Below are 25,168 nucleotides of genomic sequence, written 5' to 3'. Positions count from 1 at the left end.
GATAATGTCGAATGTGAAATCGCATCGCTGGCAAGCCAGCTCCCACAGGTTTATTCGGTGTGCTTTAGAACGACGACTGGATCTTGATCCCCGCGATCAGTGCGTCGTCGACGTCGTTCACGCCACCCGGATGGCGGATGTATTGCAGGTTCGGGCGCACGGTCAGCCAGTTGGTCAGGTGCACGCCGTAATACAGTTCGGCGCTGTATTCGGTGTCCTGCGGCGGCAGGAAGGACGGGTCGTCGTAGTCATAGACTGCGTGGGCCTGATTGCTCGCTTCGGCGTTTTTGCGATACGCCGGGTTGACGTGCACGCGGGCGAGGGCGAAACCGATGTCATCCTTGGCGCGCGCATCGAACGGGCCTTTGTAGGTGATGCCGGCCTGCACGTAGTTGTCGACCGCGTTGGTTTTCTTGTCGTGCATGGTGCCGTTGGCGAACACGCTCAGACCACGGGAGTTGTCGCTCGCCATGCTGGTGATCTGCTGTTGCACTCCGAGCCATACGCCGTGCTTGCTCGACGCGCTGCGATAGGCTTCGCCGCTGAGGGCTGCCGGTTGGCCGTTCTGGTCTTTATAGACGTCGGAGGCCTTGGCGCTGCTGTAGTAGTAACCGGCGCGGTACTCGCCCGGCAGGCCGTTGAGTTTTGGCGTCCACACCAGCTCCACCGGCAGCACCGCACCCTGGGTTCCGCTGCCGCTGAGCTTGAAGCCGTTGCCGCGATCGAGGTTCGACGGGTTCTGCTCGTAGGCACCGACCTGCGCGTACAGCTCTGCGGTCAGGTGATATTTGACTCGAAGTGCCCACTGGCTGACCGGCCAGTTGTACCAGATGCCGCCGACCCAGTTGCCGACCTGCGAGCCGCAAAACGCCAGGTTCTGGAAGTCGCAGGGGAAGCTGTTGAAGTCTTCGCCTTCACCGAAGCGGCCGACCTTGATGTCGAGCTTCTGGTCGAAGAATTTCTGCTGGTACCACATCTGCGTCAGGCGCGTGGTCTGGCCACGGCCCCAGACTTCCTGGGCCGAGGTGAAGCCGCCCACGCGCGGATCGTTGATCCGGTCGTTGCTGATGTTATTGCCGCTGCGCTTGGTGATGGTCAGCTGAAATTCGGCATCGTCCCAGCCGAGGATTTTTTGCAGGTCCAGGTGCGTGCCCAGACCGAACTGATCGCTGTAGCGCGCGGTGCGATCGTGGTCATAGCCGCCGTGCAGGTTGCTGCCCATTTCGCCGGTGTAATCGAGTTTGAAGTTGTAGCCTTTTTCCGCGAGTTCGGTACGCGTGCCGTTCCAGTCACCGAGCATCCACGGTGAGTCGCTGTCGAAGGCGGGGGCCGCCTGGGCGTAGGTGGCGAAGCCGAGCGCGGTGCAGCCGCCGATCAGGCGCAGGGCTGAGATAGCGCTGTCTCGGGAGAAGGAAAAATCGGGCATGGGTCAGTCTTTTTTTGGTGTTTTACGGGGGTAAACCGAGCGCTTCAATTTGACGCAGGCAGTGAAGCGATTCAGCTGAAGGGCGGCAGGATAATGATCTGTAACAAAAAGACAAAGGGCTTTTGCAGACATGCAGCATTTCTGATTCGGTAACAGTGCGGCAAACGGGCGCATTGTGGCGATGGCTGCAGGCTGCGATCTTCTCGGGTTGGCCTACATTTGATGCAAGGCCTTCCACCTGACCGGCCCCTCGGCTAAGGTGCGCGGCTTGTGCATTTTCCCTCCGTCCAAAGGCCTGGCATGAACGACCACACTCCCGATCCGCTGCATGGCGTAACCCTCGAACAGATCCTCAATGCGCTGGTGGCGCATTACGAGTGGTCAGGGTTGGCCGAGCGCATCGATATCCGCTGCTTCAAGAGCGACCCGAGCATCAAGTCGAGCCTGACCTTCCTGCGCAAAACCCCGTGGGCGCGGGAGAAGGTCGAGCGTTTGTACGTGAAACTGATGCGCACCAAGCGTCCGCTCTGAGATGAACGCCGTTGCCCGGCGACGCCTGCTCACACTCATCGCCACCCTCGGCTGGGCCGGGCTGAGTATCCAGCTGTACCTGATTTTCCTTGCGCGGCTGAGTGTCGACGCCAGCCTGCTGGGCGGGCTGGTGAGCTTCTTCAGTTACTTCACGGTGTTGACCAACACGCTGGTGGCGACGGTGCTGACCTGCGCGATCACCCGCCGTGAATCCGCTGCGCAACGCTGGTTTCTGCAGCCGTGGGTCAGCAGCGGGGTGGCGGTGAGTATTGCCGTGGTGGGGCTGGCCTACAGCATTCTGCTGCGGCATTTGTGGCACCCCGAAGGCTGGCAGTTTATTGCCGATGAGTTACTGCACGATGTGATGCCGCTGCTGTTTCTCGGCTATTGGTGGTGCTGCGTGCCTAAAGGTACGTTACGCCTGTGGCATTTGCCGCTGTGGCTGATTTATCCACTGGTGTACTTCATCTACGCCTTGCTGCGCGGGCATCTGCTTGGCGCGTATGCGTACCCGTTCATTGATGTGGCGCTGCTCGGTTATGCACAGGTGTTCATCAATGCCGGGGGGATATTGGTGGGGTTTGTGGTGATTGGGTTGCTGGTGATCGGGATCGACCGTTGGCGTGGGGCTGAAAAATAGGGCGTAACCCTGTGGCGAGGGGATTTATCCCCGATGGGCTGCGAAGCAGCCCTGAAATCTGCAATCGCTATTTACCTGAAACAACTCATTGAATGTTTTGGGGCTGCTTCGCAGCCCATCGGGGATAAATCCCCTCACCACAGGTAATAACTAGCCACAGGTAATCACTAACCACATGTAATCAGCACCACAGGTAATCATCAGTCACAGGGGATCGGTGTCATTCTTCTTCGGATGTGCCCTCAGCCCGCCAATAACCGACGGCCTTGATGAGCTGTTCATCCAGCCCATGCTCATCAATCAGCACCCGGCGGATCTGCCGCGAGACCTTGGTCTCGGTCGCCACCCATGCATACAGATTGCCCTTGGGCACCTGCAACTGTTTGACGGTGGTCAGCAGGTTGTCCTTGCCGCCCTCGCGCAGTACCCAGATCACGTTGACCTGCGCCGCACTGTCCAGCACTTGCTGTTCGGCACCGTTTTCCACTTCGATCACCACCAGTGCTCTGCGATTGGCCGTCAGGCCTTCGAGGCGGCGGGCGATGGCGGGCAGGGCGGTTTCGTCGCCGATCAGCAGGTAGCTGTCGAAGATATCCGGCACGATCATCGAACCGCGTGGCCCACCGATGTGCAGAAATTGCCCGGGCTTTGCCTGTTCGGCCCAGGTCGAGGCAGGGCCGTCGCCGTGCAGGACGAAGTCGATGTCCAGCTCGAGTGTGTCCAGGTCATAACGGCGCGGGGTGTAGTCGCGCATCTCGGGCAGTGGGCCGTTGTCCTTGCCGGCGCCGAGCACCAGGGTTTCCAGCGCTGCAGCCTGTTCGGCGTTCTGCGGGAACAGCAGTTTCACGTGATCGTCGGTGCCCTGGCTGATGAACCCGGCCAGCTGCGGCCCGCCGAGGGTGATGCGGCGCATGCGCGGGGTCAGGTCGACCACGCGCAGCACTTCGAGCTTGCGGCGTTTGATTTCGTGCATCACGCGGTGAATGGTTTGGGTATCGACTGCAGTCATTCGGCTTTCTCCTGGGCAGTTTGAACGGCAGGGCCGTCGACGATGGCTTTGGCGGTGTCGTTGAGCAGGTCACGCACACGCAGGATCTCTTCCGGGCTCCAGCGCCCGTGGTGCATTTGCAAAGCGTGGCGCAGGTTGTGCACCGCCTCGTGGATTTCCGGCGGCCGGTCATGGCCGCGCAACGAACGTTTGCTGACGTCAATGCGCATGCGCACGCCGTCCAGTGCGACCGCTTGCTCACTCAAAGACAAACGACCGGCATCCGTCACGCTGTAGCGTTTTTTGCCGGCCTCGGCGTCGCCGCTGATCAGGTCGCTTTCTTCAAGGAAGGTCAGGGTCGGGTAGATCACCCCGGGACTTGGGCTGTAGGCGCCGTCGAACATGCCTTCGATCTGGCGGATCAGGTCATAGCCGTGGCACGGCTGCTCGGCGATCAGCGCCAGCAGCAACAATTTCAGATCACCGGGGGCGAAGACTCGTGGGCCGCGTCCGCCGCGTTCACGGCCGGGGCGTTTTCCGAAGCCGTCACGGCCGTCGCCGTGTTCGCGGTGATGATGGGGGGAATGATGGTCTCTCATTGTCCTGCTCTCTCGTCGTGTTTAGATACAACTTAAGATATATCTTTACGCGCTGGCAAGGTGTCCTGACCAACGGTGCACACCTGACCGATCGAATCGGCGCTCACAAAAAACCGGAAAACGATCAAGAAATCGCAGTATTAAATCTCCCGGCAAAGGCGCAGATTAGTGCTTGTTCTCTAATATTCCGTTTCGCCCTTTATTTCCGGGAAAGTGTGGTACATGTCTTACGGAAGTTGCGGCGAAGTTGTGGCGCGTACAGTCACTCGGCTGGCGCCCTGTAGCCTGAATCTGACAGTTGCACAGGAACTTTCCTGAATTTAACGGTTTTTTCTTTCTCATCTAATGGCGTCCAGGCTACAAGCTCGCAGGACGTTGCCTGCTTACTTTGAAGATAAATTGGTTGAACATTCTTCGGCGTTGAAAGTTAACGGTGAGCACTGACTGCTCGTGACTGTTCAGCTCGCCTTGACTGCTCGACGACTCAACTAATTTATATAAGACAGGTATTCAATGATGCTCAAGAAACTCGCCCTTGCCGCCCCTCTGACTGTCCTGGCCATGAGCGCCTCGATGGCGTTTGCCGCCACTGAAGCCAAGCACTCCATCAGTATCGTGGCGCACGTACCGGCTGACGACTTCTATGCGGTGCCGGTGGACGCCGATCTGGTCAACAAGGATCAGGACATGAGCTTTAACCCGGGCACCAATTCGATGCGCGAAGTCAACGGGCACTTCGATGTGCTGCACACTGCCGGCAAGGTTCATGCACGTCTGGAAGGCGTGCCGAAGCTGATTGGCGGCAACAACACCATCGACCTGAAAGTCGAACTCAATGGCAAGACACTGACCACCACCTCGCAGGAAGTGGTCGGCGATACCGAGTCCAACACGCGTTATCGCGCACCCTTCAAGATCAGCGCCACCGGTGCCAAACCGGCCGCTGGCGACTACACCGGTGTGGTCATGCTGGTCGTCGAACCTTCGGTCTGAGTCATAACGGCAATACCTGACGTTATTTGTCCAGTAACGTAACCGGCCGGCAACTTTTAAGTTGCCCGGCCGGGCTTTTACTTCCGGTAATCAGAGTATTAATTCATGTATCCGATGACGCCCATCGCGGCTGCGCTTGCGTTGCTGTTAAGCAGCAGCGTATTGGCGGCGCCGCCGCCAGTCGATAATACCCCGCGAAGTTTGCTGGCTCAGGCGAAAGGTCTTCCGGCAGACTTTGAAGAGCATTTCTTTGATGTGCCTCTGGCGGTTCGTGTCGAACTTGATCAACAACCGCTGGGCGAGGCAATGATTGTATTGTCGCGCGATGATCGCATTACCTTGCTCGACTTCACCGACACCAGCGACAGCCGCATCAGTGCCGCCGAGCGTGAAACCTGGGCCAGCCTCCTCAAATCCGGTGTAGCGCTTGGCAACTGCAGCGGGCAATGCCCCGAGCAACTGCTGGCGGTGCACTACAACCTGGAAAACTCACTGCTTTCGATCGCCACCGAAAACGCCGAGCGCGATCTGCAGACGCAACGCTTCCATGAGCAGCCCGAGGGAGGCAGCAGCGGTCTGATGCTGCGTAATCAGCTGAACCTCAATGGCGGCCAGAACCAGGATCTGGGCGGACGTTTTGGTCTGGAAGCCAGTGCCAGTCTCGGCAACTGGAGCCAGTCCTTCAACATGCAACTGGCGCGCCTCGGCGGGCCGGACACCAAGACCTATCACGCCGTACACGAGCTTTTCACCCAGCGCGAACTGCAGGGCAGTTTTTTCCGCCTGGGCTATTTCACCCCCAATTCCGAAGGCCTGACCCGCCAGCCCCGTTCGTTCGGCACCAGCCCCGACACGGCGGTCGGCGTGATGTATGGCAGCTCCGACAGCCTGGCGGTCGACAGCCCGCGGCCCAGCGTCTACCCGATTTTCGTCACGGCCAATCGCCAGGCGTCGGTGGAGATCTATCGCGATGGCCTGCTGATCAACACGCAAGCGGTGCCGGCCGGTTTACAGACGCTGGACACCCGGCCCTTGCCCGGTGGCATTTACGAAGTCGAAGTGCGTCTGATCGAGGATGGCCAGACCACCTCGACCACCCAGGAGCTGGTCTACAAACCGGTGAACTGGCAAAACCTCGATGAGCGCTGGCGCTACAACGTGTTCGCCGGGCAGGAAAGCAAACTGCTGAGCAATTGGGAGGAACAGCAAAGCGGTGATCTCACCGCCGGCGCCGCGCTCAATTACCTGTTGCATCCACGGGTGATCCTCGGCCTGTCGGCGCGTCAGGTTCGTGACACCTTGCAGTACGGCACCTCGATCGACTGGAGCCTGGCCGACAGCATCAGCCTCTTCGCCAACCTCTATCAGACCGAAGACCACGGCACCGGCGTCGACGTGCAGGGCCTGTACAACTACGGCGCCGGCAGCCTGGTGGTCAGCCACAACCGCAGCTGGCTCGACACCCGCAACAGTTACGACACGCTGCCCGACGGGACTCGCGTACGCCAGCGCAATGTGTTCACCGGCGAAACCAGCAACTCGTCACTGGCGCTCAACCATCGCCTCAGCCGCAAGAATTCGTTGAGCGCACGGGTCTCGCACAGCGAAGGCAATGTCGACGGCGTTGGTATGGACCTGGGCTGGACGCAGCGCACCGAGCTGTTTGGCAGCGATGCCAACTGGCGCTTGTCGCTGTTCGACCGGCCGGGCAGCTACAGCAGTGGCGAGGCGCGTAATCGCGGGATCGACCTGAGCATCAACATGGCGCTGGGCGGGCCGGGCCAGCAGATTTCCGGGAGCATCGGCAGCCGCACCGCCCGTGATGGCGGGCGCGACAACAATGGCTCGATCGGCTATCGCAAGGATCTGCAGGAGCACATTCTGCAAAGCATTTCGGTCACGGCGCTGACCGACACCTACGGCGTCGGTCTTTCGAGCCTGGCCAACTTCCGTACCGACTGGGTCAATGGCGACGGCTTCGTGCAACGCTCGTCCTACAACGGCAATTTCACCGGTGGCGTGAACCTCGACAGCAGCGTGATCATCGGCGGTCAGCAACTGCTCATGACCAGTCAGCATCAGGGCCGCGGTGCCGGGATGATCGTCGATGTCGAGTCGGATATCGCCGACATCGCCCTGCGCGCCGACGACCTCAGCGGCGGCAGCTCAGCGCTGCGGCCGGGGCGCAATTTCATCCCGCTCACGGCGTACCGTAACAGTTCGGTGGGCTTCGATTTCGAAGGCAACCACGTTCCGGCCGCCAGCATCGAACCGTCCCGCGCCCGCTATCACCTGAACAAGGGCGGCGTGGAGTACCGCAAGGTGCGGGTGATAAAAACCCTGACCGTGCTGGGACGCTTGCTCGACCCGCAAGGGCGGCCGCTCAAGGGCCATCACGTGATCAATCACGCCAGCCGCGGGGTCAGCGAAGTCGACGGGTTTTTCTCGATGGAAATGCACGCCGGTTCACCGACCCTCGAAGTGCGCTACGCCGATCAACTGCTGTGCCAGTTCCGGCTCGACACCGACAAGCATCGCAGTGAAAACAACGTGTTGATGATCGGTGATTTGCGCTGCTCGCCGGACACGTTGGCCAATGTTTCATTGACCCGACAGGAGGCCGGTTGAATGGTCAGTATCAAAAATACCGTGCTGCATCGGTTAGCCTTCGGGCCGAGTATATGTCTGCTGGCGCTATTGGCAACATCCAACGCCGAAGGCGCAACCCAGGAAATCCGGGCGTTGTTCGTGCCTGATTCGGCCAATCCACTACGCAACGAATTTATCAATCAAACACCATCCACTGGGTACTGCGAGCACTACCCCGCTATCTGCCGTAACAGTGACACTTTCAGCATACGTCTGTTGACTCGAGTTGAGTCGAACAAGCCTATTCAAGCCAATGCTGACGCACGCGACAGTGCAATGTTCAAGGTACCGGGGGAGTGGCGACCTTTTACCGTCACCAACGCCGATACCGGGGAGTACAAAACCGTGGAAGTGCGCATTGCCGGTGTCGGTTCCAACTATGTATTGAGCGATACCGTGACCAATCTGACCGGCGCGGCCAGCAATGCTGAGGGACACGATAAGTTATGGAATAGTTTTGGCTGGGTCTATGCGGCTCCTCCCTGTACCACCACCGGGGTGGGATTTTATGGGTCCAAAACTTACGCTTTTTTCTGGAAGACTCCAAACCAACAGTCCTGCGTAAAAGTCGCCAAATTTCCAATTCCCGCCATGACGTATGGCTACCTTGATTTTGCCTACGAACTGCGCACGCCCAATCCGCTGGAAATGTCTTCGGGTAATTACATCGGGAGCTTGAGTTATCGACTTGGCCCTGGGGGGGACTTTGACTTTGGTGATGTCATGATTCCAGACGATCCTGAGCTGACCTTGAATTTCAATCTGGAAGTACAGCACACCCTGAAAGTCGACATCCCGCCCGGCGGCGAGAAAATCCGTCTGGTGCCCGCCGGTGGCTGGCAGAGCTGGCTGCAGGCCGGACGGCGGCCGGTGAACCTGTTCCGCGATCAGACCTTCAACATCTCGGCGTCCTCACGTTTCAAGATGCAGATAATCGCCTGCGGCCCCGGAGTCAATGGCGAGTGTGGGTTACGGGACAGTAAAGATAACCGTCGCGTCGAGCTGCACATCAGCGTCAGCATGCCCAACGGCATAACCGATCTTGCCGGTCAGCCCGTGAAACGTGCGCGATTGAAATCGGGCAATGCAAATGCCCTGTATTTCAAGCCGGGCTTCTATGTAGATCGAGCCCCGGGAACCCTGCATTTCGAGGTGCCGCCACATTCAATGGCAAACATGCTGCAGCCCGGGGTGAGCGACAGCTATTCCGGCACTGTCGTGGTGGTCTGGGATTCGGATATCTGATGGGCTGTATAGCGATAAGTCGAATCGGCATTGTGTTCAACGACCAAGGAATCAAGGTGATGAAACGTCTGGTGTTATTAATGTTTTTGAGCGGGTTGCCCTTTGCCCTGCAGGCCGGCCCGCAGATCAATGTCGGCACGGTCTATGACTACCTCGACGGTGACAAGAGCACCTACCTGAAACGAGTGTTCAACAGCGGCGACAGCACCGCATTCGTCAAGGTCAATATCCTCGAAATCCTCTACGACGCTGACGGTACCTCGCGGGAAATCGAAGTCAAAAGCCAGGCCGACATGAGCAGTCGTGAGGGCCTGATGGCCAGTCCCGCACGGCTGATCGTGCCGGCCAACGGCATGCAGGGCACGCGTCTGTTGATGATGGGCGAGCGCGACCGGGAGCGTTACTTCCGCGTGCGGTTCATCCCGGTGGTTCCGGAAAAGGAGGACGAATTCGCCGTGTCCGCCGAGGAGCGTGAGCAATACCAGAACACCTTGTCGGCCGGGGTCAACGTCATGACCGGTTTCGGTACGGTGTTCTTTGTGCGCCCGAAAGACAGCCGTTTCGAAAGCGTGATCGAAGACACCGCGACGATTTATCGGGTGCGCAATAACGGCAACACCGTGGTCATGATCGACGAGTTTCGCAATTGCGCGCTGAAGGACGAAACCGCCTGCGAGCCGACCACCAAACACCACATCCGCGCGGGCAACAGTTTCGAGTTCGACAAGAAACCGGGACGCGAATACCGCTTCAATCTGGTGGAAGGCGACAGCAAGAAATCCCAGCGCGTGGTCGGCCTCTCTTCAGGGGATCAACCGAGATGATCAGGCAATCGTTGATGACCCTGTGCGCGGGCATTCTGACGCTGCTCAGCACGACGTCGTTTGCGGCACGCGAGGAGTACCGGTTCGAGGTGTCGGTGGATATTCCGGCGCTGGGTTTTTATGTAATACCGGCCGAGACGGACTGGATTCATCGTGCGCAGATTCTGCCGTGGAATGTCAGCACCAAACGCCTCGGCGGATTGCGCAAACACTTCGACGTCAGGCACGACACCAGTGCCATCGAGGCCCGGCTGGAGAGCGAAGCGTATCTGTCCAATGGCCGCGACGAGCAGAACATTTATCTGCGCGTCAGCTTCGCCGATACCGTGCTGACTCACGAGACGCCGCCGCGTCAGGTGGTCTCGGCGGAGCAGGCCAGGGCCGGTGGGCGTTACGTCCTGGAGATCCAGCCGATCACGCCCGCCGGAGGCTACAAGCCGGGGAGTTACTACGGCAACGTGCACCTGATCTTTAACGCGGCGGCGCCCTGAAGTTGCCCGGCCTGCCCGATGTGCAACGGGCAGGCCGTCACGCCGTTGTCAAAGCCCGGCGCGAGCCAGTGCTTCACGGGTCAGGCGCCGCGCCAGTTCCTTTTCGTCATCCGCAAGGTCGATCAGCAATCGGTCGAACAGCGTGTCGCTGATCGGCTGGTCATTGAACACTACGGTCGCTGGCACCGACAGCTCGTTCATCAACGTCTTGAGCTGTTCGCGCAGGGCCGCGCGTTCCTCGGCCACCGCCGATTGCGTCCACTGGCGCTGGACCTCGCGCAGCGACTCAAGGGCTTCGTAGCGGCGCTGGAACAGGCGCTTGTTGCTTTCCAGGCGCACGGGATAGCGCTCGCTCAGGTACTCTTTCCAGAAGTCGAGTTCGAGCATCTGGTTGACCAGACCATCGCCTTCGCCCAGCGCCAGTACTGTGTCGTACGCCTGATCGATCATCGCGTCGGTGACGCCGGATACCGGACGGTAGAGCATGTCTTCGGACTGCCAGGGCAAGCCGAGACGCTTGGCCAGACCGGTCTGGTAGGCCAGATAGACTTCCACTTCGTCGGGGTTGCCGCCACGGCTGGCGACATCGGCCCGGGCGATTTCGTTGACCTGTTCCAGCCGCGCTGCGCCTTTGCCCAGCGTCACCAGTTTGCGTTCCAGCTCCTTCGGTTCGACCGAATAGGCATGGGCCTCATAGGCGAGCACATTCACGCCCATGTGATTGAACAATTGCGCACCGGCATCCGCGCAATCCACTGGTGCTACTACCATGGTGAACAGTTTTTCACGCAAGCGGCTGTCGACGTGCACGGCGTCGAGCATGCGCCAGACGCGTTGCATCAACTGCTCGCGCGCCGTTCCGCCAGCACGGAAATCGGCAAACTCACGCACATTGAGTAACGTCGCCATGAACGGTTGGGCCAAGGGATCTTCCACCAGCTCCGTCCACGGCGTTTCGCGGTCGACACCCCAACCCGGCACATCGGCCCAATAGTCGGCGCCAAAGTTGGAGATGATCGAAGTGGCCGGGTTGGTGGCCGGCATGATCGGTTCCGGTGGCAGTGCCATCGAACGGCGACTGTCCTGGTAGCGCAACTGGTTGAGGTCCGACAGCGCGGCGACGTCCAGGCGCGTGCGCGCCACCAGCCATTGCGCCTCGGAACCGCTTGGCACGTCGGGGATCACGGTCAGCGGGTTGCCGCGCAAGTCGAGCAGCAAACCGCGTGGCCGTGGCTTGGCCAGAATGCCGTCCGGCCAGGTGGTCAGCCCGGTGTTCTTCAGCGCCACCACCTTCAGGCGCGGCATGCGCGACAGATCAGGTGACAGCCCCAGCGGGTTGTCATCCATTCTCAGCACTTCGAGGTAGGTCAGGTTGCTCAGCCGTTCGACGGCAGTGCGATCCAGCTCAATGTGGTTGTTGTTCAGACGCAGGCGTTCGAGGCGGCGCATCGTGGTCCCGATGCGGTCCGGCAAGCGCGTCAGTTCGCAATATTTGGCACTCAGCTCGACCACGTTCGGGAAGTCTTTGAGTAGGCCGAGCGTGTCGGGGGAGAATCGCGTGTTGTCGAGTTTGAGCACCGTGACCCTGTCGAGAAACTTCTTCAGCGGCGGACGTTTCGCCCACCAGATCTCCAGATCCGTGGAGAGCAGTTCCCGCGACAGGTCCAGCGCATAGGCGGTCGGATCGGCGCGGTTACCCAGGTGCTCGTCCTTGCGTTCGAAACAGTCCAGCAGCCTTTCGAAAATATGCAGCCCGCCACCCTCGCGGAACGAATAGCTGCCCGGCCCCCAGGTATCTGGCTGCTGATAGCGCCAGCGATTGACAATGACCCGCAGCTCATCGAGGTCGTTTTCATGTGCCTCGATGGCCTTGAGCGGCTCGCCGCGTTCGGTCAGAGCACTGGCAAAGGCATCGACCTCGCTCGGGCTGAAATGCGGATGCAGATCCTGAATGCGCTCCTCCAGCGTGGCAGCACTGCGGCTCAGGCCTGGGCCGCGCACCAGAAACAGGGTGTTGTATTGCGCGACCGGGCGGATCGGCGGGCTGGCGAGTAGCGTGCGCCGTTCGCTGGGGGCCTGGGTTCTGGCGATGATCCATTGTCTGAACGGTTCGATGTCGTCGGGTCCGTAGCCCAGGGCGCTGCGGCCATCATGATTGATCGCTTGCAGGATTGCCTCGTACAGGCCGGTGGCAGGGTGGATCGGCAGATCCGCGCCGTCGCGCACCTGATAGCGATCGGCAGCGACCCGCACCAGCACCCGGACCCGTTCGGCCACCGCGGCACCGGCCTCGCAACGCAACTCGCCGTCGAACGTGCCTTCTCGGATTTCAATCCGCAGCGCCCCGAAGGTATCGCTGTAGTGCCGCAGCGCCCCGAGGATCAGCCGTTCGCTGTCGATGTTGCTCAGGACTGGCTGCTGCAAACCCTGGGCGGCGCGCACGGACTGCAATTCAAACTGCACCTCGCGGGCGGTCGTGCGCAAACCCAAGGGCAGACGGTGTTGCGCCGTGGCTTGCTGCTGTTCCATCGGTCTGGCCTGGGAGATCACCCGTTCGGCAAGGACCGGCGTCAACTGTGGACAATCCACCAACACCTGGCTGACCGCCGGCGAAAGAGGCGCGGCGGGCTGCACCGGGCGCGCCGGGCCGAGACGCTCCAGCGTGTCGCTGAGCAACGGCGGTGGCGGAGTGTTATCCACATGCATGCGGCGCAGCACGTCCTCGTCGGTACCGGTCAGCAGGCGCAGGTGTTCCAGTTGCGCGTCGCTGAAACCATCGGTGCGGTGACCGATGCGTCGCATCAGTGTTGGCCCGTCCCACAGACGCGGGTTTTCCGTTTCACAGACCCAGGCCCCGTCGGCGTTGTGCGCAAGCGCCGGTGCGTAGGCCCGGGGACGTCGCGGATGGCGCAGGCGGTGTTTCCCGGAAAGCGGATCCTTGGTCACCTCGAAGATGTGTTGATCCAGGCGCAGCAATTGTTTGTCCCCCAGCGTATGAACGCCTTGCGCATCGGGGCGGGCCGGGTTCGGCAGGGTCTGTTCCGGCAGACGATAGGGCGCCAGATCCGGGTTCCACAGGCGGGTCTGACCATCGGCCAACTGCACCGGTTTCAGGCTTTCGACAAACGACGACAGCTTGACCCGTGCGACACGTCCAAGGCTGGCGCCAGCGGCGAAGGCACCGAGCTGGACGATGCTTTGCAGCACGCCGATGGCTTGCTCACCCGCTTCGGCCAGGTGCCCCTCGGCCATGTCGACGATGCCTTCAAAGACGCCGTCGAGCAGTTGATACGTGGTGTAGGCCAGCATCAATTCGCCGAGCCCTGGCACCAGCGGGGTTACTACCAGCAGCGCCACATTGAAGATATCCGAGAGGATTTTCCCCAGGTTGTCCCACCAGGCCCAGCGGGCCATGCGATCGGCATACTCGGTGGAAATGGCGATCTCCCGGGCGTCATTGAAAATCTTGTTGAGCTTCTGCTGATAGAAGTAAGCCCAGAGACTGCCGGTGTAACGGGTGTCGCGGTCGTCCTGGATTTTTGTCAGGCGAAAGCGCAGGTCGGGGTGATCCACAGGCGTTTCGCGCCAACCGGGCAGGTCGGTTCCCGGCGGCACGGCGTGCCATTTCACGCTGCTCAGGCGGGCGTTCAGGCCTGCAAAAAAATGCCCGCGTTGCTGATGGTTGACGAACTGGCTGAAAAACCGCTGATAGCTGCCGGCAGAATCGCGGTCGCGCAGTTGCCGCGTCAGTTCCGCCATGAAGTCCAGCGCCGAGGGGTATTGTTTGAGCGGGTGCTCCGGGTCATGGGGCACATAGGCAATCACCGGGACCGGGGCATTGGCGGTGTCCACGTCAGGGGCGATGAGGGTGATACCGGTCAGCGCCGTATCCATCATGGCGAGGTTGTAATAGTTGATGGCACGCCCGCGCCAGCGCAGGTCGCGCCGATCATCGAGCATGCCCTGCACGACCTCGTAGGCGTCGCGGTCGATGTCCTTTTTCGCCAGGGCCAGTCGGGCACAGACGCTCAAGGTACTTTTCTGACTGAAGATGACCCTGTACTGCAAAACCTGGCGGGCGACACGGTTGCCCGAGCGCAGAAACTCGTTCAGATGCTGCTCGTAGCGGGCGCCGATATTCAGCTCGCGGCACAGTGACTTGAACTGCTCGATACTCAGTTGGTGCTTGAGCGGCCTGACTGTGAAGTGGCCGTTGGCATCGGGGCGGGTGATGAACTCCGAGTCCGGACTGAACACCTCATCCCAAGCGAAATTATGTAATGCAGCGTCGAGCAGCGAGACGGTCCGGCTGGTGGTTGCACCGGCAAAGTCATGGGCCCACCACGCGCTGTTGACGGGGGCGTACAGACGCAGCCAGGTGTTCTCGACGTCGTCTTCAACACCGAAGCGCTGGTGCAGTGCCTGCTGTAATAACGGTTTGGCGAAGGCGTAGACGTCTTGCAGGCTGCTCAAGGCCTTGTCCACGTCGTTTTGTGCTTTCCAGGCATTTTGCATCTGCTGTTGCAGACGCAGATGTTCGGCGTCGGAGACCTCTTGATACCAGGCCGGCAGCTTCAGTCGGTGCAGCTGCAATTCATTGACCCGCTTTGCTGAGCTTGCGCGCAGCCAGGCCGGGATGGCTTTTTCGATCGTCTGATAATGAACACTGACATCCGGTGAGACGAGGTGCGCCGTGCGCGGCGGTTGCCCCTGCGGGGAAAGGGTGGGCATTGCTGGATCGTCCTTGATCAAAAATGGAGCGATCAGCCTAGGCAAGGGCAGCGGGTGAAAAAAGCGCAAATACCCGGTGGAAAACGCCGGGGTTGCGCACGGAGCCTTCGAAAAACACGGAGCGAAAAATACCCTGTTACCACCCCGTCACCGGGCTTTCGTGCTTAGCGGGCGGCGGTGACCTCCGGTGCCTGGCACATCGTATGCGTGCCCGGTTGCAGGTATGGCGAGAGGATCGGTGCCATGCCCTTGAGCACCTGCACCGGCAGCGCCGAGGTGAACTTGAAGTTCTCCGCCGAGCGCCCGGGGACGAACGCGGTGAGCGTGCCGAAGTGGTTGTTGCCGATGTAGAACACGAAGGTCGCGGTACGGTTGATTGACTTCGAACTGAGGATCCGCCCGCCGGAGCCGATGGCTTCGATGCGGTTGTCGCCGGTGCCGGTCTTGCCGCCCATCACCAGCGGGGTACCGTCGGCGGTTTTGAAACTGCCGGAAACTCGTTTCGCCGTACCCGAGTCCACCACTTGCGAAAGGGCCTCGCGCATCGCCGTGGCGACCTCCGATGGCATCACCCGTTTGCCCACATGTGGGTCGTTGGTCAAGCGCGTTTCATAGGGTGTACCCGCGGCAAAGTGCAGGCTGTCGATGCGCAGCGTGGGCATGCGCACGCCGTCGTTGAGGATGGTGCCGATCAGCTCCGCCAGCGCGGCAGGGCGATCGCCGGAACTGCCGATGGCGGTGGCCAGCGACGGCACCAGATGGTCGAACGGATAGCCGACTTTCTGCCAGCGCTGGTGGATTTCCAGGAACGCTTCGATCTCGAGCATGGTGCGGATGCGGCTGTCACGAGCGCCCTTGTGCTTGCTCTTGAACAGCCAGCTATAGACCTCCTGACGCTCGAACTGACTGGCCTTGACCACCTGGCTGAAAGTGGCGTCCGGGTTGTGCAGCAGGTAACCCATCAACCACAGGTCCAGCGGGTGGACCTTGGCAATGAAGCCCTGATCCGGCAGGTCATAGGTGCCCGGGCCGTAGGCGTCATACAACCGGATCAAGCGATCGTCGGTGAGTTTTTCGGTGAGCTTGGCGCCTTTGAGGTGGGCACGCACGAAGCTGTTGAAATCTTCCTGACTGGCATTGGGCAGCAGGTAGCGGTGTACAGCGGCCATGCGGATCGGGGTCGGGCGCATGCTGTCGAGGAAAGTGTCGAGGCGCGCCTGGGTGTCCTTGCTCTTGTACTTCTTCCAGAACTTGAGCAGGAACGAAGTGCCTTCGCGGTCAGCAAAACTGGCCAGGTATTCCTGACGCCGAGGGTCGCGGTCGTCCTTGAGCAACTCGGCGCTGCTGTTGGGGCCGGAGTAGGTGACGTAGCGCACCACATCGCGCATCAGGCGAATGAACGGCAGGTTGATCGACTCGCGCAGGGCATCGCGCAGGGTCGGCATGCGGCCGTTGTCTTCCTTGCGAAAGTTGTGGAACACGTGCAGGCCGCCACCGGTGAAAAACGCCTCGCCGGGGCTGGCCGAATATTTACGGTCGAGCGCGGCGCCGAGCATTTTCGACAGATCGTGGTCTTTGTTCTGGATCAGGTAGTCGATCACCCACTGGCTGAGGCGGTCCTGATCCGGCACTTCGACTTTCTTCAATTCCGGCACGCTCATGGCGCCGTACTTGTCGTGCAGTTCGGAGATGATCTGCAGGTAAGTGGTGAGCACGCGCATCTTCGCCGTCGAGCCGAGCTCCAGCTTGCTGCCCTCGTTGATGTCGAACGGCTGGTCGGTGCTGTCGGTCTGCACGCGCACCCGCGAGCCGTCCGGGGTCAGTTCGAACAGGGTGAAGCTGTAGCGCACCTGGGTGGTGCTGGTAGGGGTGAGCAGGCGTTCGCCGATCAGGCCGATCTGCCCGGCAAACGCGGGATCGGCGAGTTTTTTCAGGTACTCGGTGGCCTGGGTTTGCAGGTCGCCCTGCAAGGTGCTGGTGGCTGAGAGGTCGAGGCGATCAAGGTCGTACAGCGGACGGTTGAGCATACTCGCCAGACGGCTGCGGGCGACGCTGATGCCCTTGTTGGTTTCGATCGGCTGAATCGTCGGCTGGGTTTGCCAGTCGCGGTAGGTGACCTTGCTCGCCAGCGCGGCATCGGCCAGCGCGCTGTCGATCACGCCGTTTTGTTTGAGCAGGCGCAAGTGGCTGTCGGTGAGGTCGGCGAGTTCTTCGCGGCCTTTGGTCAGGTAATGCGAAGGGCGGCGCTGGGCGATCATCAGCGAGAGCATTTCACGCAGGGCCAGGCCTTTGTCGGCCATGGTTTTCGGGTCGGTGGCCGGGCTGTTGAGCTGTTCGTTGGCCTTGTTGAAATCGCTGCCGTACCAGACCCGCAAACCTTCGGCCATGCCATGCACTTCACCGTGCCCCGGCACAGCGGAAAGCGGCACGCTGTTGAGGTAGTCACGGATGATGTTCTGCCGCGCGCCGAGGGTTTGCGGGCCGGGCTGATAGGCGCGCACGCTGGCGGACAGCATCTGGCGGATCTTCTCGGCGCCAGACACGGTCAGGCCATCAGGCGAGTGCCGGTATTTCTCCAGTTGCGTTGCCAGGGTGCTGCCGCCCGCCGATTGCCCCGGCAGGTGCAGCAGTTTCGCCACCTGCGACCACGCGGCCATGCCGAAGCGCGGCCAGTCCACCGCCGGGTTGGCCAGCGGTTGTTTGGGGTCGAGCAGAAAACGGTTTTCGATGAACAGCAGACTGCTGACCACTACCGGCGGAATCGCCGCGAAACTCGAATACAGCTGTTGTGGATACTTGTACTGATACAGCGGCGCGGCGCGGCAGTCGGTGATCGACAACCCGGCCTGGATCTTTTCCGAATAAGGCACGAACAGGCCTTTGTCGGTATAGCTGAGCAGCGCCGGGGAAAAACGCGTCTGCTCGGTGATCACGTAGTCGCGCTTGAGCAGGCGTGGCAGGAATTCATCGAGGGAGCTGTAGCCCAGACGCAGATCGAACGGCCCGTTGCCCGGATAGCGGATCGCTTCGCTGGGGCCGGGTTCCAACTGATATTTGAGCGAGGCGGCGTACTGGCTCAACTCCCGGGACTGGAAACGCGAGGTGCGCATCTCCTTGCTCGCGGCCAGACCCACCACGATGGCAATAATCAGCAGCAATAACCAGAACGCCTTCCAGCCATGCCGGTTGCGGCGTTTTTGGGGGGGACAGGCGCTTCATCCACACGTTCAGTCGGAACCACGGCTTTACTCGAATCGGTTTGCCACAAAGCGCCCATAGTCGATTGATCCATTCACGCAGATTGATCGGACTTGACTGAAGCTTAGACGGTGGTTGGTGATGGGGAAAAAAAAGTGCGGGGTTTGAGTGGGTTGGTTTCTGAAGAAAACTGCACCTGTGGCGAGGGAGCTTGCTCCCGCTGGGTTGCGTAGCAGCCCCAATCCCTCTGATCGCGATCTTTCTGAAACACCGCGTGCGCGAGTATAACGACGGCTTCGCCGCCGAGCGGGAGCAAGCTCCCTCGCCACAGGGGGAGTAGGTGCTTTAGAGCCAGCAGGCATCCCAGAGTGGGTAGTCGCCAATCCGCTTCACCAATCCTGCCCGTAGCGGATTGGCGATGATGTAACGGGCGAAGGGTTTCAAGTCTTCGCCATCACGGATGGCGCGGTCGTGATAGCCGGTTTGCCAGAACGCGCCTTTTCGGTTCAGGGCGCGATTAATCGACAAAGTGCTGCGGGATTTCACCGCTTGCATCAGACGTTCAATATGCATTTCTTCCAGCTGGACCAACCAATGGAAGTGGTCAGGCATCACCACCCAGGCTATCGAATCGACCCATCGCTGGTCATGAGCTCGCCGGAGTTCCGCTACCAATAAACGACCCACCTGCCAATCGCTGAATATCCTGCGGCGCTGATACACCACTGCAGTTATCAGATAGGCACGTCCCGATTCCGAATAGCGCCCTCGGCGTAGCCTGTGTGAATGTAGATGTTTACGCATTCCGTTGCGTCCTTCGCGAGTTCAATCCTTATCCACGCTAGTCGCAGCATTCAAGAATTGGGTCTGCGATGACTGTACGAAATTTCCGAAAATTTCCAGGTGTCGCCTCCTCTGTGGCGAAGGAGCTTGCTCCCGCTCGGCTGCGAAGCAGCCGTAAAACCTGTGCACACGGTGTTTCAGGCAGATCGCGATTGCAGGGATCAGGGCTGCTGCGCAACCCAGCGGGAGCAAGCTCCCTCGCCACAGGGAATTTGACAGTCAAATTGATCGAAACCGCTGTGCTAGAGCCATCACCCACGCGATACCACCAACGCAGGTACATGACGATGCACCCATGCTGTGCAATACTCGGCGGCCTTTTTGGTGGCGACTATTCCTACGTAAAGCAGTTAATGCCTCTCCGTAAACCGGCTTTCTGCCGAGAGTTCCCGCTGAATGTTGTGGTTTATAGAGTGAAAAGCCCTGTCACAAGCTTTTTATACTGCACGCCCCGCTGATCTTGCAGGTCGGGACCTGCAAGGCGCGTTTGCCCACGAGGCCGGCGCGGTTTCGGCAAGCCAGGGCCTATCGGTCGACGCTTCGCCACTCGGTGGTCATATCCAATAACAAGACGAGGTTGTATCCCTATGCCAGTCGGCAATCACCTGCCCCATGGCGAGACCGCTCACGGCGGCCCGCTCAAACGCGAACTCGGTGAACGGCATATCCGCCTGATGGCGCTCGGCGCCTGTATCGGTGTCGGCCTGTTCCTGGGTTCGGCCAAGGCCATTGAAATGGCCGGTCCGGCGATCATGCTGTCGTACATTCTCGGTGGCCTGGCGATCCTGGTGATCATGCGCGCCCTCGGTGAAATGGCCGTGCACAATCCGGTGGCCGGCTCGTTCAGCCGCTATGCCCAGGATTATCTCGGTCCGCTGGCGGGTTTTCTCACCGGCTGGAACTACTGGTTCCTGTGGCTGGTGACCTGCGTCGCGGAAATCACCGCCGTCGCCGTGTACATGGGCATCTGGTTCCCCGATGTGCCGCGCTGGATCTGGGCCCTCGCGGCGTTGGTCAGCATGGGCTCGATCAACCTGATCGCGGTAAAAGCCTTCGGTGAATTCGAGTTCTGGTTTGCCCTGATCAAGATCGTCACCATCATCGCCATGGTCATCGGCGGCGTCGGCATCATTGCCTTCGGTTTCGGCAACGACGGCGTGGCGCTGGGGATTTCCAACCTGTGGGCCCACGGCGGCTTCATGCCCAACGGCGTGACCGGTGTGCTGATGTCCCTGCAAATGGTCATGTTCGCCTACCTCGGTGTCGAGATGATCGGCCTGACCGCCGGTGAAGCGCGCAACCCGCAGAAAACCATCCCGAATGCGATCGGCTCGGTGTTCTGGCGGATTCTGCTGTTCTACGTCGGCGCGCTGTTCGTGATCCTGTCGATCTACCCGTGGAACGAAATCGGCACCCAGGGCAGCCCGTTCGTGATGACGTTCGAGCGTCTGGGCATCAAGACCGCCGCCGGCATCATCAACTTCGTGGTGATCACTGCAGCGCTGTCGTCGTGCAACGGTGGCATCTTCAGCACCGGGCGCATGCTCTACAGCCTGGCGCAGAACGGCCAGGCCCCGGCCGGTTTCGCCAAGACCTCCAATGGCGTGCCACGTCGTGCGCTGCTGTTGTCGATTTTCGCGCTGCTGATCGGCGTGCTGCTCAACTACCTGGTGCCGGAGAAGGTCTTCGTCTGGGTGACGTCGATCGCCACCTTCGGCGCGATCTGGACCTGGGTGATGATCCTGCTGGCGCAACTGAAATTCCGCAAAGGCCTGAGCGCCAGCGAACGTGCCGGGCTGAAATACAAGATGTGGCTGTACCCGGTCAGTTCGTACTGCGCGCTGGCCTTCCTGGTGCTGGTGGTCGGCCTGATGGCGTACTTCCCGGACACCCGCGTGGCGTTGTATGTGGGGCCGGTGTTCCTGGTGCTGCTGACGGTGTTGTTCTACGTGTTCAAGTTGCAGCCGACCGGTGAAACGCAGGGCGCGGTGCGTTCGGTTTCGTAAGCGGTAACGCTCGATAGTAAAAGCAAAAGATCGCAGCCTGCGGCAGCTCCTACACGGGATATTTATTCACCCTGCAGGAGCTGCCGCAGGCTGCGATCTTTTGACGTTTTACCGCTGGTCTGAAAGAACGATCCAACTCACCTGAAAACGCTCACATTTCTATCAGATTCACATTCCGCGCAGCATTGAACCGAGGCGCGAACATGAGGACGAGCGCTTTTCTCGATCGAGAACTCAGTCAGCGTCAGGTCGCGCTGTTCTTCCTGCTTGCCACCTCGTTGTACGTCCTGCCCCTGATCCTCGCCGACTTCCCCTACATCGATGACAACTGGCGCTCACTGGCCGCCGGCAATGCCTGGTCCGGGCAGGGGCGGTTGTTTGCCGACTGGTTTTTTCAGGCGCTGACCTTTACCGATGCTGCACCGAACATCTTCCCCTTGCCGCTGTTGCTCGCCTCGGTTGCGATGAGCCTGGCGCTGACCCGCCTGACGTTTCACTACTTCACTGAACCGACGCTGGCCTCTTGTCTCGTTGCGTTGCCGCTCTGGTACAACCCGTTCCTGTTGCAGAACCTGTCCTACCAATACGACGGCCCGATCATGGCCCTGAGCATGGTCGCGGTGATCTGCGCCATCACGTTCGAAGGTGCATCGCGGGTGCAGCGCTGGCTGGTGCCGGCGGCGTTGCTGGGATTGGCGATCGGGCTGTATCAGATCAGCTTTAATGTGTTTCTCGGTCTGTGTTGTGTCGAGTTGATCAGGGCTGTTCAGCGGCAAATGCCGTGGCCGGAGATCCTGCGGATGGTGGGCTGGAAGCTCGCACAGGCAGGCCTTGGGATCCTGATCTACAGCGTCACGGCTTACCCGTTCATGGAGACGTTGCGAAAAACGGATCTGTTGAATCTGGACACCAACCCGCTGTTGCAGATCGGCATCAATTTCACGCGGGTTCTGCAAAACGTCGCACTGCTGTTTCACGGCGGCTACTCGTGGGTTTTCGCGGCACTGGTGTTGGGTGCGATCGCCGGCATTGTGCGACTGGTTCAGTACCGACAGCACCGGTGGCCAACCCTGCTGCTGTGCTTGCTGACGCTGCCCGTTCTGGCCTTGCTGGTGCCGGGGATCACCCTGCTGTTTCGGGATTTCAATGAGGGCGCGCGCACCCTGATGGGGTTCGGCGTGTTGCTGTCGGGATTGTTCTATCTGGCGCACATTGGGCTGGCATCCGGACACCGTCGCTTGCCGTTGCTGCTGATCATCCCGCTGCTGGCGACACTCTCGCTGTCCTTCGCCTATGGCCGGGTGCTGAGCCTGCAGAAAACCTTCTCCACCAGTGCGCTGTACAGCCTGAGCCACGACATCGCCGCCCATCGCGAGCTGCGTGAAGCCAAGCGGATTTACCTCTCGGTGAGCTACTCCGATCGCTGGCTGGCCAGTGCGACCGGTTCATTCAAACGGCTGCCGGTGCTGCACTATTTGCTCAACGTCGACTACTTCATCCTCGCGGAAAGCCTGCCGTCAGCGGGCATCACCAACGTGGTCGCCGAACGCGAACGGCGCAACGCCACCCGCGTTGGCTATCAGGGTTTTCCAGCGCTGGTGGACAGCCTGTATTACCGGATTTACCTGATTGGCGATTACGGTTTCATCGTCATGAAAGAGCCGCCTCACGGCAGAAAGCTGCAGTGGTAAGGCCGACCGTCCGTCGCAATCCACCCTGTACCTGTAATTTCTGACAGTAGACCATTCAAGCGCCATGCCCTAGCTTCGAAACTCGGCCGGACGAAGCCACGGCAAGGAACGGTAATGAAAGGATCTCCCGCGCTGACAGTGATTGGAATCGCCGATGCCCTGATCCACTGGCAGATTTTTTTCGTCCTGTGCAGCGCCATCGGATTGACCCAGGCAGCCAGTAACTTCGCCGCGTTCTGCGTGGCGGCGGCGTTCTCGTTTTACGTGAATATGCTCTACACCTTCGACAGTAAAACGCCTGTATTCGGCTATTTGCTGTTTATCGGGCTGATGGGCGGAGCCAGTTTCGGCATCGGTTCGATTGCCGATGCGCGTGGCTGGCATGGCCTGCTGACGGTGACGGTGTTTACCGCGCTGAACCTGATGTTGGGTTATGGCTTTTTCCGCTTGGTGCTGTTTCGCCAGCAACGACGCTGAGGCGCCAGCCTGCCGATCAGACTGGCGCATCGATCATCATGCTGCGGCTATTTCCTGCGGCTCAAAACTGTCCGCCCGCGCCATCTGCCACATCCGCGAATAGAACTCGCCATTCACCTCACCCGTGAGCAATTCCCCCGGTTTCAGAAACACATGCAGCTGCGAGAACAATTTGATCTCGGTAGCCGACATGCGTCGCACCAGATGCTTGGCCGACAGTTGCGACGGATGCTCAAGACCTGCGGCGGCGAGCATTTCCGCCAGTGCCTTGAGCGTGTTGCGGTGGAAGTTGTAGACGCGCTGGGCCTTGTCCGGGACGACGAGGGCGCGTTGGCGCAGGGCGTCCTGGGTGGCGACGCCGGTCGGGCATTTGTTGGTGTGGCAGCTTTGCGACTGGATGCAGCCGATGGCGAACATGAAACCGCGCGCGGAGTTGGCCCAGTCGGCGCCGATGGCCAGCACGCTGGCGATGTCGAAGGCGCTGACGATCTTGCCGCTGGCGCCGAGTTTGATCTTGTCACGCAGATTCAGGCCGACCAGGGTGTTGTGCACAAACAGCAAGCCCTCGCGCATCGGCACGCCGATGTGGTCGGTGAATTCGACCGGCGCGGCGCCGGTGCCGCCTTCCTTGCCGTCGACCACGATGAAGTCCGGCAGGATGCCGGTTTCCAGCATGGCCTTGGCGATGCCCATGAACTCCCACGGATGCCCGAGGCAGAACTTGAAACCCACCGGTTTGCCGCCGGACAGTTCACGCAGTTGCTGGATGAAATGCATCATTTCGATCGGCGTGGAGAACGCGCTGTGGCGTGACGGCGAGATGCAGTCTTCGCCCATCATGATGCCGCGGGTGTCGGCGATTTCCTGGGTGACCTTGTGCTTGGGCAGGATCCCGCCGTGGCCGGGTTTGGCGCCCTGGCTCATCTTGATTTCGATCATCCGCACCTGCGGATTCTGCGCCTGGGTGGCGAAGCGTTCCGGGTCGAATCGACCGTCGCTGGTGCGGCAACCAAAGTAGCCGCTGCCCAGTTCCCAGGTCAGGTCGCCGCCGTGTTCGCGGTGATACGGGCTGATGCTGCCTTCGCCGGTGTCGTGGGCGAAGTTGCCGAGTTTGGCGCCCTGGTTCAACGCACGGATCGCGTTGGCGCTAAGCGAACCGAAACTCATCGCGGAAATGTTGAACACCGAGGCCGAATACGGCTGCGTGCACTGCGGGCCGCCGACGGTGACGCGAAAACTGCTCGGGTCGCTCAACGGCGCCGGGCGCATCGAGTGGCCGATGAATTCAAAGCCTGATTGATACACATCGATCAAAGTACCGAACGGCTTGTCGGCGCTTTCATTTTTCGCCCGCGAATACACCAGCGAGCGCTGGGCACGGGAGAAGGGCAGGGCGTCGCTGTCGGATTCCAGCAGGTACTGGCGGATCTCCGGGCGTATGCCTTCGACCAGATAACGGATGTTGCCCAGGATCGGGTAGTTGCGGCGCACCGCGTGCGGGCTCTGCAGCAGATCGAACAGACCGAGCAGGCTCAGCACGCCGGTGACGGCGGTGATCGGCCACAGCCAGTCGTGTTCGAGAAAGGGCAGGCTGGCGAGGGTGAAAATCACGCAGACGGCAAAGAAGGCGTAGCGGCTCAGGAGTGACAGGCTCATACGGTTTCCTTGGGTTCGGACTCAATGGTTACCCATGGCGCGCAGACTGGCTTGCTCTTGTGGCGAGGGAGCTTGCTCCCGCTGGGTTGCGCAGCAGCCCCCAACCTGGCCATCACGGTCTGTCTGCTGCATCGCGTGACCAGGTTTTGCGACTGCTGCGTAGTCGATCGGGAGCAAGCT

The 25,168-nt window shown here is 60.4% G+C and carries 16 protein-coding genes and 1 pseudogene; 10 read left to right on the top strand and 7 right to left on the bottom strand.

Translation table 11 applies throughout. The features are described from left to right. Positions 1-64 precede the first annotated feature (64 nt). A complete protein-coding gene (locus ABV589_RS09045; protein WP_367085616.1) occupies positions 65-1,426 on the bottom strand; it encodes a carbohydrate porin in 1,362 nt (453 codons plus the stop codon). 300 nt (positions 1,427-1,726) lie between these two features. Here ABV589_RS09045 and ABV589_RS09040 point away from each other — a divergent pair, with 300 nt between their 5' ends. Both ABV589_RS09040 and ABV589_RS09035 read left to right on the top strand, forming a co-directional pair. Beyond that, positions 1,727-1,957 carry a VF530 family DNA-binding protein gene (locus ABV589_RS09040; protein WP_003227831.1) on the top strand — a complete coding sequence of 77 codons (231 nt, stop codon included), beginning with the start codon at positions 1,727-1,729 and terminating at the stop codon, positions 1,955-1,957. Between the two features lies 1 nt (position 1,958). After that, positions 1,959-2,597, top strand: coding sequence for a Pr6Pr family membrane protein (locus tag ABV589_RS09035; RefSeq protein WP_367085615.1), 639 nt, complete (start codon positions 1,959-1,961; stop codon positions 2,595-2,597). A 220-nt stretch (positions 2,598-2,817) separates the two neighbouring features. On the opposite strand, the gene ABV589_RS09030 is transcribed toward ABV589_RS09035, so the two are convergent. Continuing rightward, positions 2,818-3,606 (bottom strand): siderophore-interacting protein, encoded by a 789-nt coding sequence (locus tag ABV589_RS09030; protein ID WP_367085614.1) that lies wholly within the window; start codon positions 3,604-3,606, stop codon positions 2,818-2,820. Then, complete coding sequence (locus tag ABV589_RS09025) at positions 3,603-4,184, bottom strand: PadR family transcriptional regulator (protein WP_367085613.1); 582 nt, start codon at positions 4,182-4,184, stop codon at positions 3,603-3,605. Before ABV589_RS09025 ends, ABV589_RS09030 begins: the two co-directional genes overlap by 4 nt. Positions 4,185-4,700: 516 nt before the next feature. Between ABV589_RS09025 and ABV589_RS09020 the strand changes: the two genes are divergently transcribed. The 5 genes from ABV589_RS09020 to ABV589_RS09000 all read left to right on the top strand — a co-directional run bounded on the left by ABV589_RS09020 (position 4,701) and on the right by ABV589_RS09000 (position 10,386). Continuing rightward, on the top strand, positions 4,701-5,177 hold the full coding sequence (locus ABV589_RS09020; protein ID WP_367085612.1) for a CS1 type fimbrial major subunit: 477 nt from the start codon (positions 4,701-4,703) through the stop codon (positions 5,175-5,177). A 105-nt stretch (positions 5,178-5,282) separates the two neighbouring features. Further along, complete coding sequence (locus tag ABV589_RS09015; protein WP_367085611.1) at positions 5,283-7,805, top strand: CS1-pili formation C-terminal domain-containing protein; 2,523 nt, start codon at positions 5,283-5,285, stop codon at positions 7,803-7,805. After that, the gene (locus ABV589_RS09010) at positions 7,806-9,071 is read left to right on the top strand and encodes a hypothetical protein (protein WP_367085610.1); all 1,266 of its coding nucleotides are present in this window, start codon (positions 7,806-7,808) and stop codon (positions 9,069-9,071) included. 59 nt (positions 9,072-9,130) lie between these two features. After that, entirely contained in the window at positions 9,131-9,895 is a 765-nt protein-coding gene (locus tag ABV589_RS09005; protein ID WP_367085609.1) for a molecular chaperone, read from the top strand. After that, complete coding sequence (locus tag ABV589_RS09000) at positions 9,892-10,386, top strand: CS1 type fimbrial major subunit (protein ID WP_367085608.1); 495 nt, start codon at positions 9,892-9,894, stop codon at positions 10,384-10,386. The genes ABV589_RS09005 and ABV589_RS09000 overlap by 4 nt, the downstream gene beginning before the upstream one ends. Before the next feature lie 48 nt (positions 10,387-10,434). On the opposite strand, the gene ABV589_RS08995 is transcribed toward ABV589_RS09000, so the two are convergent. The 3 genes and pseudogenes from ABV589_RS08995 to ABV589_RS08985 all read right to left on the bottom strand — a co-directional run bounded on the left by ABV589_RS08995 (position 10,435) and on the right by ABV589_RS08985 (position 19,119). Next, on the bottom strand, positions 10,435-15,117 hold the full coding sequence (locus ABV589_RS08995; RefSeq protein ID WP_367085607.1) for an NEL-type E3 ubiquitin ligase domain-containing protein: 4,683 nt from the start codon (positions 15,115-15,117) through the stop codon (positions 10,435-10,437). 164 nt (positions 15,118-15,281) lie between these two features. Then, a pseudogene (locus ABV589_RS08990) lies at positions 15,282-18,394 on the bottom strand (transglycosylase domain-containing protein). 266 nt (positions 18,395-18,660) lie between these two features. Then, entirely contained in the window at positions 18,661-19,119 is a 459-nt protein-coding gene (locus ABV589_RS08985) for a transposase (protein ID WP_007964493.1), read from the bottom strand. A gap of 626 nt (positions 19,120-19,745) precedes the next feature. Between ABV589_RS08985 and ABV589_RS08980 the strand changes: the two genes are divergently transcribed. The 3 genes from ABV589_RS08980 (at position 19,746) to ABV589_RS08970 (ending at position 23,332) form a co-directional block, all read left to right on the top strand. Then, the gene (locus ABV589_RS08980; protein WP_367085606.1) at positions 19,746-21,164 is read left to right on the top strand and encodes an amino acid permease; all 1,419 of its coding nucleotides are present in this window, start codon (positions 19,746-19,748) and stop codon (positions 21,162-21,164) included. A 203-nt stretch (positions 21,165-21,367) separates the two neighbouring features. Beyond that, positions 21,368-22,855: a glucosyltransferase domain-containing protein gene (locus tag ABV589_RS08975; protein WP_367085605.1), complete on the top strand. Its 1,488-nt coding sequence runs from the start codon at positions 21,368-21,370 to the stop codon at positions 22,853-22,855. A gap of 114 nt (positions 22,856-22,969) precedes the next feature. Then, a complete protein-coding gene (locus ABV589_RS08970; protein ID WP_367085604.1) occupies positions 22,970-23,332 on the top strand; it encodes a GtrA family protein in 363 nt (120 codons plus the stop codon). A 36-nt stretch (positions 23,333-23,368) separates the two neighbouring features. On the opposite strand, the gene ABV589_RS08965 is transcribed toward ABV589_RS08970, so the two are convergent. Further along, the gene (locus tag ABV589_RS08965; protein ID WP_367085603.1) at positions 23,369-24,988 is read right to left on the bottom strand and encodes an FMN-binding glutamate synthase family protein; all 1,620 of its coding nucleotides are present in this window, start codon (positions 24,986-24,988) and stop codon (positions 23,369-23,371) included. Positions 24,989-25,168 lie beyond the last annotated feature (180 nt).

The organism is Pseudomonas sp. HOU2 (genome assembly GCF_040729435.1).
Taxonomy (GTDB): Bacteria; Pseudomonadota; Gammaproteobacteria; order Pseudomonadales; family Pseudomonadaceae; genus Aquipseudomonas.
The sequence above is the reverse complement of the archived record's forward strand: the minus strand, read 5'-3'. Positions and strand labels throughout refer to the sequence as shown.